The 18,071-nt window shown below is 48.2% G+C and carries 15 protein-coding genes; 2 read left to right on the plus strand and 13 right to left on the minus strand.

What is annotated here, in order from left to right; genetic code table 11:
• Positions 1–152: 152 nt before the first annotated feature.
• The 9 genes from nagZ to adhE all read right to left on the minus strand — a co-directional run bounded on the left by nagZ (position 153) and on the right by adhE (position 13,843).
• Positions 153–1,793: a beta-N-acetylhexosaminidase gene (nagZ, locus tag WDY75_RS20850; protein ID WP_063479087.1), complete on the minus strand. Its 1,641-nt coding sequence runs from the start codon at positions 1,791–1,793 to the stop codon at positions 153–155.
• 99 nt (positions 1,794–1,892) lie between these two features.
• Positions 1,893–2,678, minus strand: a complete 786-nt coding sequence (locus WDY75_RS20855) for a response regulator (RefSeq protein ID WP_006209341.1) — start codon at positions 2,676–2,678, stop codon at positions 1,893–1,895.
• Positions 2,656–4,506, minus strand: coding sequence for a sensor histidine kinase (locus WDY75_RS20860; protein ID WP_063479785.1), 1,851 nt, complete (start codon positions 4,504–4,506; stop codon positions 2,656–2,658). Before WDY75_RS20860 ends, WDY75_RS20855 begins: the two co-directional genes overlap by 23 nt.
• Before the next feature lie 21 nt (positions 4,507–4,527).
• Positions 4,528–5,355: a carbohydrate ABC transporter permease gene (locus WDY75_RS20865; RefSeq protein WP_006209339.1), complete on the minus strand. Its 828-nt coding sequence runs from the start codon at positions 5,353–5,355 to the stop codon at positions 4,528–4,530.
• Positions 5,355–6,239 carry a carbohydrate ABC transporter permease gene (locus WDY75_RS20870; protein ID WP_006209338.1) on the minus strand — a complete coding sequence of 295 codons (885 nt, stop codon included), beginning with the start codon at positions 6,237–6,239 and terminating at the stop codon, positions 5,355–5,357. Before WDY75_RS20870 ends, WDY75_RS20865 begins: the two co-directional genes overlap by 1 nt.
• A 92-nt stretch (positions 6,240–6,331) precedes the next feature.
• The gene (locus WDY75_RS20875) at positions 6,332–7,684 is read right to left on the minus strand and encodes an ABC transporter substrate-binding protein (protein WP_063479086.1); all 1,353 of its coding nucleotides are present in this window, start codon (positions 7,682–7,684) and stop codon (positions 6,332–6,334) included.
• A gap of 220 nt (positions 7,685–7,904) precedes the next feature.
• Positions 7,905–8,633, minus strand: coding sequence for a pyruvate formate-lyase-activating protein (pflA, locus tag WDY75_RS20880; RefSeq protein ID WP_063479085.1), 729 nt, complete (start codon positions 8,631–8,633; stop codon positions 7,905–7,907).
• 43 nt (positions 8,634–8,676) lie between these two features.
• Entirely contained in the window at positions 8,677–10,923 is a 2,247-nt protein-coding gene (gene pflB / locus WDY75_RS20885; protein ID WP_063479084.1) for a formate C-acetyltransferase, read from the minus strand.
• A gap of 310 nt (positions 10,924–11,233) precedes the next feature.
• Positions 11,234–13,843, minus strand: coding sequence for a bifunctional acetaldehyde-CoA/alcohol dehydrogenase (adhE, locus tag WDY75_RS20890; protein ID WP_338840699.1), 2,610 nt, complete (start codon positions 13,841–13,843; stop codon positions 11,234–11,236).
• A gap of 276 nt (positions 13,844–14,119) precedes the next feature.
• Here adhE and WDY75_RS20895 point away from each other — a divergent pair, with 276 nt between their 5' ends.
• Both WDY75_RS20895 and WDY75_RS20900 read left to right on the plus strand, forming a co-directional pair.
• Positions 14,120–14,845 carry a Crp/Fnr family transcriptional regulator gene (locus WDY75_RS20895; protein WP_036636723.1) on the plus strand — a complete coding sequence of 242 codons (726 nt, stop codon included), beginning with the start codon at positions 14,120–14,122 and terminating at the stop codon, positions 14,843–14,845.
• 89 nt (positions 14,846–14,934) lie between these two features.
• Positions 14,935–15,093 carry a hypothetical protein gene (locus WDY75_RS20900; RefSeq protein WP_006209333.1) on the plus strand — a complete coding sequence of 53 codons (159 nt, stop codon included), beginning with the start codon at positions 14,935–14,937 and terminating at the stop codon, positions 15,091–15,093.
• A gap of 60 nt (positions 15,094–15,153) precedes the next feature.
• Here WDY75_RS20900 and WDY75_RS20905 read toward each other — a convergent pair whose 3' ends face one another.
• The 4 genes from WDY75_RS20905 to WDY75_RS20920 all read right to left on the minus strand — a co-directional run bounded on the left by WDY75_RS20905 (position 15,154) and on the right by WDY75_RS20920 (position 18,047).
• Positions 15,154–15,831, minus strand: a complete 678-nt coding sequence (locus WDY75_RS20905; protein ID WP_036636721.1) for a hypothetical protein — start codon at positions 15,829–15,831, stop codon at positions 15,154–15,156.
• 180 nt (positions 15,832–16,011) lie between these two features.
• A complete protein-coding gene (locus tag WDY75_RS20910; RefSeq protein ID WP_006209331.1) occupies positions 16,012–16,332 on the minus strand; it encodes a winged helix-turn-helix transcriptional regulator in 321 nt (106 codons plus the stop codon).
• A 156-nt stretch (positions 16,333–16,488) separates the two neighbouring features.
• Positions 16,489–17,151, minus strand: coding sequence for a uracil-DNA glycosylase (locus tag WDY75_RS20915; protein WP_063479082.1), 663 nt, complete (start codon positions 17,149–17,151; stop codon positions 16,489–16,491).
• A gap of 173 nt (positions 17,152–17,324) precedes the next feature.
• A complete protein-coding gene (locus WDY75_RS20920; RefSeq protein ID WP_006209329.1) occupies positions 17,325–18,047 on the minus strand; it encodes a ThuA domain-containing protein in 723 nt (240 codons plus the stop codon).
• Positions 18,048–18,071 lie beyond the last annotated feature (24 nt).

Genomic DNA, 18,071 nt, shown 5'->3' on the forward strand with positions numbered 1-18,071 from the left:
TTACTCCTTTAAAACACTCAGTATAGTCTGTCTGCCTCTATGGGACATAGTATTAGACGCCAACATTCCCGAAAAGTTGCTCAGAAATAGCTGGAAAATAGGAAAACCGGAGCATTCCCCGTAAGGAAGACTCCGGCTCCAATAACATTTATTTAATTATTGACATAATCCTGGTGGCCGCTCCAACCCAGCGGATAAGTATCGCTAATGCTGACCGGGAGTTTCCCTTCCGGTATCACCTTGCCCAACAAGACGCCGGCAGCCGCATTCATATAATAAGGTGTGTTCTCGTAACTGCACAGATATGTTGCAACGGGAGGAAGGTCATTCATATCATATGGATTGCGGGTTGCAACAACAACGATTGACACACCCTCAAGCTCAGCCAGCTTATTCACCAGCTTCTGTTGTCCCGCGGGGAGACGGCTCTCCGACGTGTACGTAGCCACTACAATTTGTCTATAGCCTTCAGCAGCCTTAACTGCTTGCTCTACCTCCGCATCCGACATATCGGTTCCGACACGCAGATCGTCTGCCTGCACCCCATAACTTCTCAGCGCATCGCCTAACGTATAGCTTTTGCTCCAGGCTTCATCCACCTGGGTAGCTTGCAGCAGCTCTGGCCAGATAACCGCAATCGCTTGCTCTGCCTGAAGTGGAAGCTGGCCTTCGTCTTTCACCAGCGTGATTCCTCTGCCCGCGATTTGGGCCAGTAATTGTTTGGTCTCTTCCGTCACCTCTCCAATCGATTGGACCGGCAGCTCTTCGGCAAGCTTCGCATTGCGCTCCTTGAGCGCTAATATCCGCTCTACAGACCTGTCGATCAGGTTCATGGACAATCTTCCGCTTTGAACGGCTTCAATGACAGCTGTAATCGCTGCGGTCTGCTCTGACAGGGTATGGCTGACCAGCACGCAGTCCGCGCCGGCTTCAATAGCACGAATCGCTCCTTCAGGAATGCCATACTCTTTGGAGATGGCATGCATCTCTAGACAGTCTGTCACGATCAGCCCTTCAAACCCCATCTCCTCTCGAAGAAGTCCGGTCAGCACGGCATGCGAGAGGGTTGCCGGGAGATCACTCGATTCGATTGCCGGGAAGCTGACGTGCGCGGTCATAATCGCATCAACGCCAGCCTTGATCGCTTGCGCGAAGGGGTATAATTCTACACGGCGAAGGCGTTCCATATCATGCGGCACAGAAGCCCGCCCCAGATGGGAATCGACGCTGGTGTCGCCATGTCCGGGAAAATGTTTGGCTGTTGCAGATACTCCCTCTTCCTGGTATCCCTTGATCGCAGCTGTCCCAAGGGCAGCAACGGCTTGCGGGTCTTCACTGAAGGAACGTACGCCGATCACCGGATTGCGAGGGTTGTTGTTGACATCCAGACAAGGCGCAAAGTTCATGTTCACACCGAGTGAACGAAGCTCACGCGCCCCAATCTGTGCCACCCTGTAGGAATCTTCCGCGCTTCCCGCTGCGCCAAGCGCCATATTACCAGGAATGCGGCTGATGCCTTCATGATCGATTCGTGCAACCATGCCGCCTTCCTGATCAATCGAGAGCAGAAGCGGAAGCTTCTGGCTGCCTGAGGCGAGCTGCTGCAACGATTCCGAAAGCTCGGCCAGCTGGGGCAGCGTTCTCACGTTTCGGCGGAAATAACAGATACCCCCGACCTGATATTGATCGATCAGTATGTTTGCATGTTCATTCGGCGTTAGGGCATTGAATCCGCATATAAACATTTGCCCTACCTTTTGCTCTAAAGATAAATCCGCTATCGTCCATTTCATGGTTTCAAAAACCTACTTTCTATCAATTTAAGGACCATGCAAGGCTGGTTAAGCGGGTTCGTATGATGACTTGGCAGCCCGCATTCGTACAGGGAGATCTTAGACCGTTGCCTCCCCGGACATTTCCCGGAATTCGGATGGTGTCATGCCCGTGGCCTTTTGAAACACCTTGGTGAAATAACGGCGTTCATGATAACCGACAAAAGAACCGATCTGCGCAATATTCTTATCGCTGTTCACAAGCAGAAACTTGGCAGCCTCCATTCGCTGTCTCGTCAAGTATTCCACAAAGGTAAGACCCACATGGTTCTTGAACAATAAGCAGAAGTAACTTGAGCTGATGCCCAGATGTTCCGAGAGCTCCTCAATGCCCAAATCCTGCCCCATATGGGTATTGATATACTCTAATGCGGATGTAACCAATTGGTCGGGTGTTTTCTTGACAGCTACAGGATTTGGAGCCTCATCAATAAGCGAAACGGTGCTGTAATACTTCTCTTTCGCTCTCTTCTTGCGGATTTCCTCCCCAATGTCCCGAATCTTCATCTCCAGTTCACCGTAATGAATCGGCTTGCTGATATAATCTTTAACGCCAAGTTTGATTGCTTCCCGCGCATATTCAAATTCCTGATAACCCGTCAGCAAAAAGATTTCCGCCTTGCTCCCCTTATCGCGGATCTTCGTAATAAAGGACAATCCATCCATCACAGGCATCCGGATATCCGACAGAATCAAATCGAGATGATGCTGATCAGCTACTTCAAGTGCCTCCATCCCGCTTCTGGCAAGTCCGACAACCTTCATCCCCATCTCTTCCCAAGGCAGAACCCTGCTGAGATTGTTCAAGATGGGAGCCTCATCGTCAACTAATAATACCTTCAGCATGCTGCCCTTCCCCCCTGTCATAATTGGGTATGACACATTGTATAACGGTTCCGCCGGGACGGCTGGAGCATATGAACAGACCGTAATAATCCCCGTACTGAATCCTCAGCCGGTCTGCCACGCTTCGCAGTCCTAGTCCACGCCGTTCCTGGTTCACTTTAAGGTTCTGCATCGTTGTCTGTTCGGACACGTTATCCTCGGATACCATATATTCAAACATCGACAGCTGTTCGGAGGTCATCCCAAGCCCGTTATCCTCCACCCGGATGAAAACATTCCCGAGTTCCTTCCACGCGGATATGCGAATCATTCCCGTATAGGCTATCCCTTCAAATCCATGCTGTATGCTATTCTCGACAAGCGGCTGCAGCGTCAGCTTCAGGATACGGCTGTGCATAAGCTCCCTCGGAACGTCGATTTCATATTCGAACAAATCCTCGAACCGAAACTTCTGAATTTCGAGATAGCTCTGCAAATGCTTGATTTCTTCCTCGAGTGTGATCTCTTCCTTGTCCTGTATACTGATTCGCAAAATGCTGGCAAGCCGGTATACCATTTCACTGACCTTGCGCCCTTCATTCTGGATGGCAAGGACATTGATAGATTCCAATGTATTAAAGAGAAAATGCGGCTTAATCTGTGCCTGCAACACCCGCATCTCTGCTTCGGTCTTCTGCCGCTGTTCCTTCTTGATCTGCGCAAACAGATTGTTGATCCGGTTCATCAAATTGTTGAACCCTTTCGAGAGGAGCAGCAGTTCATCCTCTCCCTTCTCTTCAACCCTCGCGCTCAAATCCCCATCCTCCACTCGGCGCATAAAGCGTACAATGACAGCGATCGTGCCGGTAATCCGGTTCATGAACAGACGGTTGAACACAATGGCTGTGACAAGGCTGATGCCCATAATGACAAAGAACCATTTGGCAAAGGAAGTAACCTCCTGCGACAAAGAATTCCAATCGGTAACCGAAACGAGATTCCAGCCATAATCGTTCAGATGATAGATGGAGACAATGTTCTCATTGCCGTTAAACTTGGCTTTAAAGCTCTGGTAGCCTTGTTTAAACTCGACTTTTTGCTTCATATACTGACTGATATTTTGGCCATCCATATCATTCTTTGGATCAAAGAGGATTAATCCCTCATTATTAACTACCATGAATGAGGTGTTCTGCAGATTGTTCGGGAGTGTAAGGTTACGGAAGATCTCTTCAAATTCCCATTTTTTGATCTGAACAACAAGAATACCTAGCTTGCGAAGTGTGGAGACATCCTTAATGAGCCTGATCTGGGTGAAGACCGGGTCCGCACCCGTCAATTCCGGAAATTCATGCGGAGCCAGCCATTTGGGAATTCCGTTCAGTTTGACAACCTCTTCATATAGAGGACTATTCTTAAATTGTTCGTAAGGCAGGGTTCTGAAATTTTCTTTACTAAAAATCGGAATCGGTGGCGACTCTTTGCTGAAATGATACAAAAACGCATAACTGATCGCAGGATGATTATATAGAAGGTTTCGAAAACTGCGCTGTCTGTCATTGAGATTGAGCTGCTCGGAATCCGTTATCAGGTTCTGTGAATACGGATCTTTTGCATTCAGCGCCATTGCAAATACGGATGTGGCAATCCCGTTGTCCGTGACATATTCCATCTCCTTAAACACGTTCAGAATACTGTAACTGATCGCTTTAAGCGAGTACTCGGCTTGCTGGCTGTACTTTTTCTCAATCGAGTTATAGGTAATAAAGAAAGTAAATAGACCTAGCACAAATAACGGAATAATAATGAGCCCCAAAAAAGCCGTGAATAGTTTGTTCCGCAAATTCATACGCATGCTCCCGCTCCTGTATTACCCCTTGACACTTCCTGCGGTGACGCCTTCAATAATCTTCTCTTGTAGAACTGCATAGATGATTAGGACCGGAAGTACGCTGAATACGATACCCGCCGACATCTGCGCGTAGTTCATATTATAGGCGTCTCTGAAACCGACCATTCCGACAGGCAGCGTTCTCAGTTCATCATTAGATAGGAAATAGTTAGCAAGCAAGAATTCGTTCCAGTTACCGAGGAAGTTGATAATGAAAACGGTAACGATGGCCGGAACGGTTAGAGGTAAAATAATTCTAGCAAACAACCCGCCAGACCTCAATCCATCAATAACCGCCGCTTCTTCTATTTCCCCTGGCAACGACCGCATGAAGGCAGCCAGAATAATGACAGAGAAGGGTATCGCATTAGCAACATACGGTAGAATGAGAGCCATATGTGTGTTCAAAATGTCGAGCTGTCTCATCATGCCATAAATCGGCAGCATCAGAGAATTGTTAGGAATCAGCATCCCTATTAAAATACATTGGAAAACAATTGCGCTGATCCGGTTGTACCGCATGCGTGTGACCGCAAATGCCAGCATTGCCGCAAACAGGATCGACAAGCAGGCAGACAGCACGCCAATGTACAAGCTGTTCCAGAAGTAGGTGCTGATCTTGGCGTTAACCCACGCATTGACGTAGTTATCGAATACAAACGTGCTTGGCAGTCCAAACGGGTTCGACGCGATGGACTGGTTATCCACTTTCACGGAAGAGAACAACACGAACAGGAATGGATAGAGAATGATGAGCAGATAAGCCATCAGGAATATATGCGGGATCAGTTTCTTCAGTGCTCTCATCAGTATTCAATCCTTTCGTTGCGACGTGCAATCAGCACCTGGTAGAGCACCGTTACGATAATCGTGAAGAGGAAGATCAACACGGCAATCGAATTGCCAAAACCATGTTTGAAACTCGTAATTGCATATCGAATCATATATGTTGCCATAACGTCGGTTGAGCCGGCCGGCCCGCCCTTGGTCATAACCAGAATAATATCCGCCGCTTTCATGGCTCCCGCGATCGAAAGCATGATCACTACAGAGATAATTGGCATAATTAATGGAAGCGTGATTTTCGTGGCTCTTTGAACGCCTGTCGCACCATCCATCGCGGCAGCCTCATCAAGCTCCTTAGGTATGGATAGAATCGCCGCAAGCACCATCACGATGTAAAAGCCGGTCCATTGCCAGCCGTTCGTAATCAGGATGGCAATCATGGCCCATTTTCGATCAGACAGCCAGTAGATTGGCTCAACGCCAACCAATCCTAAAATTTCATTCATCAGGCCAAAGTCCGGGTTGTAAATGAACCCCCACAAAATGCCGATAACTGCTGTTGACATAATAGATGGTGCAAAAACCGCTGTCTTGTAAAGTCCCTTCAGACGTTTCACGTTTGCAATAAGCAACGAGAAAATCACGATAATCGGAACCTGGATCAAACAGGAAAAGAGAATGAAATAAACGTTATTCTTAACTGCTTTCCAAAAAGCATCGTCATTAATTGCGGTAACATAGTTATCAAGCCCAATGTACTTCACATCTTTGGAGATGCCGTTCCAGCTCGTAAAGCTGTTATCAAACGCAGTGAAAATCGGGTATATGAAAAAGGCCAGAAACAGTATGAATGCCGGCAGCACAAAAACGATGTAAATCAGAGGATTTCTCAGCGCTTTGTTCATGGTAACCTCCGTATTTATGTCTGTAATTTAGACGAAAGGACACCCCCATGTCTAGCAGCGGGTGGTGCCCTTTAACGTCTAATCTTGATTATTTATTCCTCTGCAGCATTGGCCGCTTCTTGTACTGCTTGAACATTCTCCAGCATCTTCTCGGTATTAAGCTCGCCGCCGATGACCTGTTGGATCCCCATGCTCAGTGCCGTATTCACGTCTGCTTGGACAAGTGCATCAAAGGCAGGGAAGGATTTGTTGATTTCACTTACTCCTCTGAAAATATCCTGCATGAGCGGATCGTCTGAAGTGGAGTTCATGGTTGCCAGATCCATCTTCATCGCCGGCAGCACGCCGTCTTCTTTCAGACCGCGAAGCTGCATTTCATCTGTCCACATATTTTTGATGAATTCTTTAACCGCTTGAAGTTTACGAGGATCCTCAGCCACCGAAGCAGAGAAGCCGTATCCATTATTAGCATCCTGCATGACAATCACAGGATCGCCTTCATTAACCGGAGGCAGGTTAAAGTATCCGATCTTGCCTACCATATCGCCTGCTTGAGCCGGATCTCTGAATACGGAGTTAGCCCACGATCCGTCCATCATCATCACAGCTTCGCCGGAGATGATCTGGTTTCTCATGTCCGCATACTCGAAACCGAGCTCGCCTTTTTTGAAGTAACCTTTCTCAACCCATTCCTCATGTTTCTTAATGCCTTCAACGACTTTCGGATCGGTCCATTTGGTTTCTCCCGTTTTAAAGCCATACGTAACTTCCGGTCCTGCATAGTAGCTCCACAGATTATTCGTGGTCATGAGCGGAATCCATGCGTCCTTGGAGGATTGTGCAAACGGAATTTTTCCGTCGGCTTTGATTGCTTCCGCAATTTGCTCCAGCTGTGCCAAAGTTTTCGGCACGGTCAGACCTTTCTGTTCGAAGTAATCCTTGTTATAGAAAATCCCTTCAATGGAGATACCAATCGGCAACCCGTAAATCTTACCTTCATGCGTGAATGGATCCAGCGTTGAAAATTTATCTTTAATGCCGAGTTCTTCCAAAATAGGGGTTAAATCAAGCATCAAGCCTTCTTTGGAATATACGCCTGCGTCCGGGCTTCCGAACACATCGAATACTTCCGGCGGCTTGCCTGCGGCCATCTCGCCTCTTAATTTCTCTTTACGGTTCACTTCGGAGTCTACTGCGTCCAGCTTGATTTTAAGCCCGGGTACAGCTTCTTCAGTTTTGCTGACCACATCGTTCAGCAATGCAAGACGGAACTTCTTGGATTCACCTACCTGCGTATGGCGAATTGTAATTTCAAACGGTTCATTGCTGGCCGCGCCTTCCGTACCACCTGATGGTTTCTCTGCTCCCTTGTCACCGCATGCGGACAAAAGTGCGGACGAGACGAACAGAAGCGACATTAATAATGCCAGACCCTTTTTCTTCATTGTCTTTGACCCTCCCGAAGTATTTGTATATTTGATAGGCGTTTTCCTTACATCTTCATTATAGAAAGCGATTCCACTTTTCGATAGGTCGATATTTTTCTATCTAAGGGATAAAATCCTCCACAAAAAACAATAACCCTTCCATAATGAGGAAAGGTTATTGTTATAAATAATAACATATTATGTTCAGTATAATACAACAAAATTAGTTCGCCACCGATTATTTTTGCTCGGCTGCTTCGCCAATCAACTGATAAGCGCGTGCGATTTCTTCCTCTGACGGTGACGGAACTCCTTCTAGCGGATATGCCATTCCGAGTTCCTTCCATTTGTACACACCCATCTGATGGTAGGGCAGAATTTCGAATTTATCAACGCCTTGTAAAGTGCGAATAAATTGACCGAGCGCCCTCAGGTCGTGTTCGCTGTCATGGATACCCGGCACATATACGTGCCGGACCCACATTTTTCGACCATGGTGGGACAGCCAGCGGGCGGTCTTCAGCGTCCTCTCATTCGACTTCCCGGTCAGCTTGATATGCTTCTCATCGTTGATATGCTTCAGATCGAGCAGAACCAAGTCGGTATGCTCCAGCAGCTCCGATATTTTCTCCGGCTCATTATAACCGTTGCTGTCAAGGGTCGTGTGCAGATTCCAGCGGCGCTTTACTTCCTTAAACAGCTCGGTTACAAAAGGATACTGCAGTGTCGGCTCGCCTCCGGATACGGTCAGCCCTCCACCGGAAGAACGATAGTAACTTAGATAAGGCTCAATCTGAGCCAGCACATCCTCTACCGTCATTTCCTGTCCTTCATGCAATCCCCACGTATCCGGATTGTGGCAATATTGACACTTCAGCAGACATCCCTGCATGAAGAGTACAAAGCGGATACCTGGACCGTCCACCGTTCCGAATGTTTCTATGGAGTGTATATGACCTTTAAGCATAGGGCGTCATCCTTTCTGTATCCGCTGTTGTTACTTTCCATTCTTACATCGTTCCGTGGAAGGTACGATTGATCACGTCGAGCTGTTGTTCGCGTGTCAGTTTGACAAAATTGACCGCATACCCGGATACCCGGATCGTTAACTGCGGATAATTCTCCGGATGTTCCATCGCATCCATCAGCTGCTCCCGGTCAAACACGTTCACGTTCAGATGATGAGCCTTGCTTCCAAAATATCCATCCAGCATCGCAACCAGATTGTTCACGCGAATCTCGCTTTCCTTCCCGAGGGCTTTCGGTACAATCGAGAATGTATTCGATATCCCGTCGAGGCTGTCCTCATAAGGCAGCTTGGCCACGGAAGTCAATGAAGCGAGGGCACCCTTCTTATCGCGTCCGTGCATAGGGTTCGCACCCGGCGCAAACGGCTCGCCCGCCTTGCGGCCGTCCGGTGTGGTTCCCGTTTTCTTGCCGTATACGACATTGGACGTAATGGTCAGCACCGATTGGGTCGGCATCGCATCGCGGTATGCCTTGTGTTTGCGAATCATGCTCATGAAGGCTTCAACGAGTTCTACGGCGATGTCGTCAACCCGATCGTCGTTGTTACCGTAGCACGGAAAGTCGCCTTCTATTTCAAAATCAACTGCAATCCCTTGCTCATTGCGTACTGGCTTCACCTGTGCATGCTTGATTGCACTCAGCGAATCCGCCGCTACGGACAGGCCCGCTATACCGCATGCCATCGTCCGCAGAATATCCCGATCATGAAGCGCCATTTCAATCCGTTCGTAGCTGTATTTATCATGCATATAGTGGATCACGTTCAGTGTGTTCATATACAGCTTTGCAAGCCATTCCATCATCGGCTTGAATCGCTTCATGACCTCGTCATAACTCAGAACCTCTGCCGTAATAGCAGGGTATTCCGGACCAACCTGGGCGCCGGATTTCTCATCCTTCCCGCCGTTGATTGCATACAGGAGCGCTTTGGCCAGATTGGCTCTGGCTCCGAAGAACTGCATCTGTTTCCCGATGCGCATAGCGGATACGCAGCAAGCAATCCCGTAATCGTCTCCGTAAATCGGACGCATGAGATCATCGTTCTCATATTGGATCGAGCTGGTTTCGATCGATACCTTCGAGCAGTATTTCTTGAAGCCTTCGGGCAGTTTCTCAGACCATAATACCGTCAAGTTCGGTTCCGGGGCAGGGCCCAAATTATACAACGTATGCAGGAAACGGAAGCTGTTCTTGGTTACTCTTGTTTCCCCATTTAACGACATACCGCCAATCGATTCTGTGACCCATGTTGGATCACCGCTGAACAGTTCATTGTAATCCGGTGTACGCAGGAACTTCACGATCCGCAGTTTCATGACAAAATGGTCAACCAGCTCCTGTGCAGTCTCTTCCGTCAGCTTGCCTTCAGCCAGATCACGCTGGATGTAGATATCGAGGAAAGTAGATACCCGGCCAAGCGACATGGCTGCGCCATTCTGTTCCTTGATAGCAGCTAAATAACCGAAATACAGCCATTGGAATGCTTCCTTCGCCGTATTCGCAGGCTTCGAAATGTCAAAGCCGTGCATGCCCGCCATTTCCTTCAATTCCTTGAGTGCATGGATTTGCTCGGACAATTCTTCCCGCAATCGGATCACCGGCTCATCCATCGCATCAACCTCAAGCTCGCCCAGCTCTCGCAATTTATCCTGGATCAAGACATCTACACCATACAAGGAGATTCTGCGATAATCGCCAATAATACGACCACGGCCATAAGCATCGGGAAGACCTGTAATAATCCCTGCCTTACGAGCTGCCCTCATCTCCGAGGTATAGGCATCAAACACGCCCTGATTATGTGTTTTGCGTATGCCTGAGAAGATGTCCACTACCGCTTGCGGCATTTCAAAACCATATGCGTTGCAAGCATCAATCATCATTCGGATTCCGCCGAACGGTTGTATCGAACGCTTGAACGGCTCATCCGTCTGTACGCCGACGATCTGTTCCTTCTCCTTATCCAAATAGCCAGGTTGATGGGACACAATCGTGGAAGGCGTATTCACATCAACATCCAGCACCCCGCCATTATCCCGTTCTTTTTTGGTTAAATCCGATACGATATCCCAGAGTGCCTTCGTGTTGTCCGTTGGTCCTGCCAAAAAATCATCAGAGCCATAATAAGGTGTTATGTTCTCTGCAATAAAATCATTAACGTCAATCCGCTTGTTCCATTTACCTGATTTAAAACCTTTCCAGCCCACTTCTTTTTCAATCACCGACATATTGAATCCCTCCTAGATTATGCTGCAGCTTGCTGCACAGGCGGAGTCACACATTGATCCATCTCAGATCTTAATGTGATTATTTTCACGATCAATGCTGCCTCGACCCCGCCGTGTACCTTCAAACTTCTATATCAAAGACCTGAGATTCAGCTTTCTTCTACACTTTTATTGTAATCCTGTTCATTCTCAGCATCTGTGATAAAAATCACAAACTTATCTTTTCCCGTGATTTTTATCACTCTGTTTTACCCGCCCGCTTCTGTTATGCAGTCCGCAGTCCACAACCCGTCTCTCGTATTTCTTGGATCTAAAAGCGGCCGTAGAACGTGTTGCGGTATACTTCCGCAAGCTCTGTGACAAGCGGCAGCTTTGGATTGCTCGTAGTGCACTGGTCTTCAAAGGCCCGGTCCGCCAAATGCTCAACACGTTTCTCAAAATCTTGAGGATCGATTCCCAGCTGCTGGAACGACTCTTCGATGCCCAGCTTCTTGTTCAGCTCTCGGATTGCACCGATCAAACTGTTGACGCCCTCTTCCGTCGTTCTTGCAGGCAAGCCCAGAATCCTTGCAATTTCTGCATATCTCTCATCGGCTACAAAGTGGGTGTATTTAGGCCAAGCGGCAAATTTGGTTGGCTTCTTGGCGTTGTAGCGGATGACGTGCGGCAGCAGGATTGCATTGGTTCGCCCGTGAGCTGTGTGATACTGGCCGCCCCATTTATGCGCAAGGCTATGATTGATGCCAAGGAATGCATTCGCGAAGGCCATGCCGGCAAGCGTCGAAGCATTATGCATTTTCTCTCTGGCCAGCTTGTCGCCGGTAAGCGCCGACTGCTCAAGATACTGGAACACCAGCTGTATGGCCTTGATTGCCAAACCATCCGTGAAATCGTTAGCCATGACCGATACATACGCCTCGATGGCATGTGTCAAAACGTCCATCCCGGTATCCGCTACCGCTGTTTTTGGCAGGGTGTATACAAATTCCGGATCGATAATCGCAACATCCGGGGTCAGCTCATAGTCAGCCAGCGGGTACTTGGTATTCCCCAGCACTTTATCCGTAATGACCGCAAACGAGGTCACTTCCGAGCCCGTTCCCGAGGTGGTTGGAATGGCAACGAATTTTGCCTTCTGTCCAAGCTTCGGATATTTATAGACCCGTTTGCGGATATCCATAAATTTTTGCTTCAGATTATTGAAGTCCGTATCCGGGTATTCATAGAACAGCCACATCGCTTTTGCTGCATCCATCGGCGAACCGCCGCCGAGGGCAATGATGCAGTCCGGCTGGAATCGCTTCAGCATCTCCGATCCGCGTTCTACCGTCGTTGTGGAAGGATCCGGCTCAACCTCCGAGAACACCTCGATAGGAACCGGCACTCTGCGCTGACGCAGATAGTGCTCTACCCGCTCTACGTAGCCAAGCTTCACCATCATCGGATCGGTTACGATAGCAACCCGGGTAATATCGGGCATTTTGGCAAGATACTGCGTGGATCCTTTTTCAAAATAGATTTTATCCGGCACTTTAAACCACTGCATATTCACGGTTCTGCGGTTCACCCTTTTCACGTTGATGAGGTTGACGGCTGTTACGTTCGACGAGGTAGAGTTACGGCCATACGAACCGCAGCCCAGCGTCAACGATGGCAGGTTCGTGTTGTAGATGTCACCAATCCCGCCTTGCGAGGATGGCTGGTTCACCAGAATACGGCAGGTCTTCATCCGGTCCGAGAATTTCATGATGATTTCCTCATTGTGCGAGTGGATGACCGACGAGTGGCCCATGCCGCCAAATGCTACCATTTCTTCCGCGCGCGTAATTCCTTCCTCTGCATTTTTCACTTTATAGCAGGCCAGAACCGGACTGAGCTTCTCGGCAGACAGTGGATATGCAGGACCTACTCCCTCCAGCTCGGCGACCAGAATTTTGGTGCTCTCCGGCACTTCAAAGCCGCAGGCCTCGGCAATCCTGAATGCCGGCAGTCCGACGATTGACGGGTTAACCGCACATTTCTCCGATATCATCGCGTGTGCAGTCAGCTTCGCCAGTTCCTCCCTGTTTACGAAATAACAGCCGCTGGCCATCATTTTTTTCTTCACTGCCGTATAGATAGGCTCCTCTATAATGACTGCCTGTTCAGAAGCACATATCATGCCGTTATCAAAGGTCTTGGACAGAATCAGGTCATTTACCGCCTGATCCAGATCTGCACTCTTTTCAATGAAGCAAGGCACATTGCCGGGTCCTACACCAAGCGCAGGTTTACCGCAGCTGTAGGCTGCCTTTACCATCGCGGATCCGCCGGTAGCCAGAATGCAGGCAACATCAGGATGGTTCATCAGTGTATTGGTTTTATCCATGGAAGGAGCCTCGATCCACTGAATGCAATCGGCCGGAGCACCTTGAGCAACAGCAGCATCCCGCAATATCAGGGCAGCTTCCCTGCTGCATGCCTGTGCGGATGGATGGAATCCGAAAATGATCGGGTTTCTTGTTTTGATGGAGATCAGTGCCTTAAAAATTGTTGTGGAGGTGGGATTGGTTACCGGGGTAATCCCCATGATGATCCCGATCGGCTCCGCAATTTTCTGAAAGCTGTCAAAAGCGTTATCCTCAATGACACCCACCGTTTTGTCATACTTGATGCTGTTGTGGATGTACTCTGTGGCAAACAAGTTTTTGATAATTTTATCCTCATATACACCGCGGCCAGTTTCTTCTACAGCCATTTTTGCCAGCTGCATATGCTTATCAAGGCCTGCGATGGCCATCGCCTGCACAATCCCGTCAATTTGCTCCTGATTCAATTCCATAAACTTTTCTTTCGCCCGGTTCGCTTTGTCAATCAGACCTTGAATGTACTCCCCTGCTGTCTGTCCCTTTACTTCGCTCGTTCCTTTGCTCACAGCCATATCTCTCATCCTCCCATGGTTCATGATTCTTTCTCTTCTACGGTTTGATCGTATCACAGCCATTTCTAAAATCATGTGAAATATTTCACAATATTAAAATTTATCTTTTCTGTGTGATTTATACCTGTCTTCGCCCTATTTCAAGTGAAAGAGATCACAAAGTTTGAAAATTCGCCATCATTTCCCTCTTGTTCCGCCCCACAAGTGAATGTTTTCACGTTATAATGTATTTAAAGATTAAACAGATCAAATTTTAGGATGTTAGGGGATACCAACATGAAAACTGTAGACAATGTAATGGAAATCGAAAACCTAGGGAACACCCAGTGCTTCTCGGAACAAAACCGCAACCGTCTGCTGGTCACCATGAAGGAAAGAGTACTCCCTGAAGGCTCCCATTTGTTCTGGGAAGGTGACTTCGCCGACAAGTTGTACTTCGTGAAACAAGGAAGAATTAAGTTAACTAAATCGACTGATGAAGGCAAAGAGCTTATTCTATATATGTATCATCCAGGGGATATGGTCGGTCAGGCCGATCCATTCTTCAGCACCAATCACAGCTTCTCGGCAGAGGTGCTTGAGGATAGTGTGGTCGGGGTTATCGAGCATAAGGATTTGGAGATGCTGATCTGTCAGCATTGTGATTTTGCCATTGATTTTATGAAGTGGATGGGCATTCACCACCGGATCACCCAGACCAAATTCCGTGATCTTATGATGTACGGCAAGCCGGGTGCATTAACCTCGACGCTGATTCGTCTGAGCAATACGTACGGTCAGCATCAGGCAGATGATACCATTCTCATTAATAAGAAGATTACCCACACCGATCTCTCGAACATGATTGGGGCAACTCGCGAAAGCGTGAACCGGATGCTGAGTGATCTCCGTAAAAAAGACGCCATTGAATATGCCGGGGGTATGATTGTCATCAAGGATCTGCCGATGCTGCAGGAAATATGCCATTGCGAGATGTGTCCGCTCGAAATTTGCCGGATTTAATGTCACTGCGTCTCGCTGTGCATAATATACAGCCTTTTGACCACAATAAACCTTGTCTTTCCAAACCAAAATTAAAGGGAGTGCTCAGCATGCGTGAAGGTTTGATTCCTGCTGTTCTTGGAACTGTGGTTTCTGCTTCGGGTGCCGCTCTGCTTAGCAGCAAGTATAAACTTGCCGCAACCGGTATTCTCGGCTTCGGACTGGCTCATCTTGTGCTTGGTGCGATTGACCTGGTGGAACACCGGTAAACGATTGGAAAGACTGCACGTCATAAACACACCTTCCTCTAGAGGGTGTGTTTATCTATGTTATATGATCTGAGCCTCCATATAGGCTCGTTCTCCGCTTGGCACTTTCAGATAAGGCCGGATCCCGGCAAACCCCTTCGCATCCAGATCCACACCCGTCATCCAGTTTCCCTCCAGCCAGTCACTGCCCGATTGCATAATGACAGCCGGTGCCTGAATATGTTCCTGATACAAAATGACGCCACCTTGAATAGCCTTGAACGTCTTCCCTTGCTGCAACAAGGGTTCGGCACTGATGTACGTCGGCACAAAATAAGCAGCAATCACATCCAGCTCCTCCCCGTCAAAAAACGGCTCACTGCCGAGAAATGGATGGAGCATTGCAATCTTCTCATAATGGGACCAGATTATCATCTGCAGAAATCTGCCCAGACGCCCCTTATCCTGCCCGCCGGTTGTTTTTGATTTATCCGTTTCATAACCGATGAATTTCCATCCACGGGGACCCTTCACCCATTTCTGAAACATGTCGTTCACATCGCTGCAATTCCGGCTGGCGGCATCCGCCGATTCTGGGCTTGTTCCGGATAAAGCCAACCACAGCGGCTCGGGCAAATACTGACTCAGCATCCGCTTGGTCTTCTCAAAAATATGAAGGACTTGCATTGAAGCGTTTTCAAGTTCTGAGATATCCTCTTGTCCATAATGAAAATGGGAGATATACGTTCGCTTGATCATGGGCTCGCCTCCTTGATTTACCGCTGGGTTATATACATCATATAGCAGGTGCATCGGATTGGTGCATGTCCACATATCTTGCTTCATTGTAAAAAAATCATACTTCAAATTTTGAAAAAAAACCCTGAAATGAGTTGTCTCATGCCAGGGTTTAATCGTCAACGGGGATCTTAAGATGACTCATCTTTCGACCCATTGCTCTGCCCAGGAAGCCACTTGTTCCATTACCGGACGAAGTGCATTCCCTTTTTCAGTTAGTTCATATTCGATACGTACCGGCGTTTCCGGATAGACATGACGAATCAATATGCCTTCGCACTCCAAATCCTTCATCCGCTCCGAGAGCATTTTGTCACTCATGGACGGAATCAAATTGGAAATATCCTTAAAGCGCTTAGGCCCGCTCATCAATGTCTGAATAATCAAACCGTTCCACCGTTTGCCCAGAAAAGAAAACGCAGATTCAAAACGGGGACACATCGTAACATTTGTAACTTCCATATCTCTTCACCTCTTTACGAAGTCACCTTGTTTATAGAAACTCAATAAACTAAACCATAATTCTTGCAAAACTTACGAATTGTAAGTATGTTTCATTTTAGCATATTTTCGAGAAGCTGAAAACCACCTAGCCCCTTTTTCCCAGAAAATCAGCACTTATCCTGAAATCATCCGAGCCAATATATCCAAATCGGACTCGATCAAACGGGATAATTTCCTATTATACAGTACCGCAGCTGGATGGAACAGAGGAAAAATCATATGGGTTTCGGTTGAGAACCTATATCCAGCCGAAGCATCCCCCAGGCTAATCGCCTGTTGTACAGGGCCCTCGATCAGCTTTCCATGCAGCGATGTCACCGTTTCATGGCTTCCGATCAGCCGATGCAGCGCGGTATTTCCCATGGGAGCGATGATCTTCGGCTGGACCCATCTGATCTCTTCATCCAGCAAGGGCGCATGCGCCAAAATTTCCGCTTTGGTGGGTGTACGGTTCGAACGGCTGATGATGTTCTCACCGGACGCCCGCACGATCACCTTCTCCTTATAGGGCCTGCTTCTCATGGCACTGGTAATATACACTTGCTCCCGCGTCAAGTTCAGTCGCTCCAGATAAGCATTCATCTCCTGACCGGCCTGCCCTACAAAAGGTCTTCCTTCCAAAACCTCATAGGCCCCGGGCGCTTCTCCAACAAACATCACGGCTGCGGAGCTTGTTCCTCTCCCCAGCAGAAAACCCTCAACAGGTTGATGAGCCAGCCTGGCCTGGCATATGGCGATAATGGTGGGATCGACAGGTGCGCTTTGTACTTCATTCATGCGTACAGCCCCCTTCTTGTATAACATACAATACCCCATACTTACGTATATTCTATCCCTAGCCTCCAAAAAAATTTACGATTCTGCCGCCGCAACTGGAAAACGAGCCGAACAAGGACAGATCCTTGAACGACTCGTCGTTGTGTTTACTTAAGTACGCTTGTATAAAAGGCTTAGACTAGTACTGGAAGCGCACGAACAGGCTGGCTGTTGCCGAATGTTTGCTTACCTGCAGTTGAATGAGCCCAGTTGATAGCGTTGGTTATCACTTTCAGTACTTCGGGATTGTAGTAAGTTGGATAGGTCTCGTGTCCCGGACGGAAGTAGAAAATGTTCCCATGACCGCGCTTGAACGTACAGCCGCTGCGGAAAACTTCGCCGCCTTCGAAATTGCTGACAAATACCAGCTCATCTGGGGCTGGAATATCAAAGAACTCCCCGTACATTTCCTCATGCTCGATCATGATAGGACCCGTAATTCCCGCCGCAATCGGATGCGTTGGATTTACACTCCAGATAATTTCCTGCTCGCCGGCTTCGCGCCATTTCAAATCACAGCTCGTTCCCATCAACGCTTTGAACGGTTTGGAAAAATGCCCCGAATGAAGAACGATCAGACCCATACCGTCCAGCACGCGCTTAACGACTTTGCTGACGATCTCGTCACTAACCTGGTCATGAGCCATATGCCCCCACCACAGCAGCACATCAGTCGAATCCAGTACATCCTCAGTCAACCCGTGCTCTGGCTGATCCAGCGTTGCCGTTCTGATGATGAAATCCGGATTATGCAGACCCTCCGCCAGGGCTGTGTGAATCCCTGTCGGATATACACTCCGAACCTCATCATGGATCTTCTCGTGTACGAACTCATTCCATATGGTTACATTAAGCATGTTGCTGTTCCCCCTAATTGCGTA

It is taken from the genome of Paenibacillus glucanolyticus (assembly GCF_037333485.1).
Lineage (GTDB): Bacteria > Bacillota > Bacilli > Paenibacillales > Paenibacillaceae > Paenibacillus_AQ > Paenibacillus_AQ glucanolyticus.

Excerpts from the sequence above, each read along its gene's own strand:
- nagZ (WP_063479087.1), bottom strand. The coding sequence starts at position 1,793 with ATGAAATGGACGATAGCGGATTTATCTTTAGAGCAAAAGGTAGGGCAA.
- WDY75_RS20855 (WP_006209341.1), bottom strand. The coding sequence starts at position 2,678 with ATGCTGAAGGTATTATTAGTTGACGATGAGGCTCCCATCTTGAACAAT.
- WDY75_RS20860 (WP_063479785.1), bottom strand. The coding sequence starts at position 4,506 with ATGAATTTGCGGAACAAACTATTCACGGCTTTTTTGGGGCTCATTATT.
- WDY75_RS20865 (WP_006209339.1), bottom strand. The coding sequence starts at position 5,355 with ATGAGAGCACTGAAGAAACTGATCCCGCATATATTCCTGATGGCTTAT.
- WDY75_RS20870 (WP_006209338.1), bottom strand. The coding sequence starts at position 6,239 with ATGAACAAAGCGCTGAGAAATCCTCTGATTTACATCGTTTTTGTGCTG.
- WDY75_RS20875 (WP_063479086.1), bottom strand. The coding sequence starts at position 7,684 with ATGAAGAAAAAGGGTCTGGCATTATTAATGTCGCTTCTGTTCGTCTCG.
- pflA (WP_063479085.1), bottom strand. The coding sequence starts at position 8,633 with ATGCTTAAAGGTCATATACACTCCATAGAAACATTCGGAACGGTGGAC.
- pflB (WP_063479084.1), bottom strand. The coding sequence starts at position 10,923 with ATGTCGGTGATTGAAAAAGAAGTGGGCTGGAAAGGTTTTAAATCAGGT.
- adhE (WP_338840699.1), bottom strand. The coding sequence starts at position 13,843 with ATGGCTGTGAGCAAAGGAACGAGCGAAGTAAAGGGACAGACAGCAGGG.
- WDY75_RS20895 (WP_036636723.1), top strand. The coding sequence starts at position 14,120 with ATGAAAACTGTAGACAATGTAATGGAAATCGAAAACCTAGGGAACACC.
- WDY75_RS20900 (WP_006209333.1), top strand. The coding sequence starts at position 14,935 with ATGCGTGAAGGTTTGATTCCTGCTGTTCTTGGAACTGTGGTTTCTGCT.
- WDY75_RS20905 (WP_036636721.1), bottom strand. The coding sequence starts at position 15,831 with ATGATCAAGCGAACGTATATCTCCCATTTTCATTATGGACAAGAGGAT.
- WDY75_RS20910 (WP_006209331.1), bottom strand. The coding sequence starts at position 16,332 with ATGGAAGTTACAAATGTTACGATGTGTCCCCGTTTTGAATCTGCGTTT.
- WDY75_RS20915 (WP_063479082.1), bottom strand. The coding sequence starts at position 17,151 with ATGAATGAAGTACAAAGCGCACCTGTCGATCCCACCATTATCGCCATA.
- WDY75_RS20920 (WP_006209329.1), bottom strand. The coding sequence starts at position 18,047 with ATGCTTAATGTAACCATATGGAATGAGTTCGTACACGAGAAGATCCAT.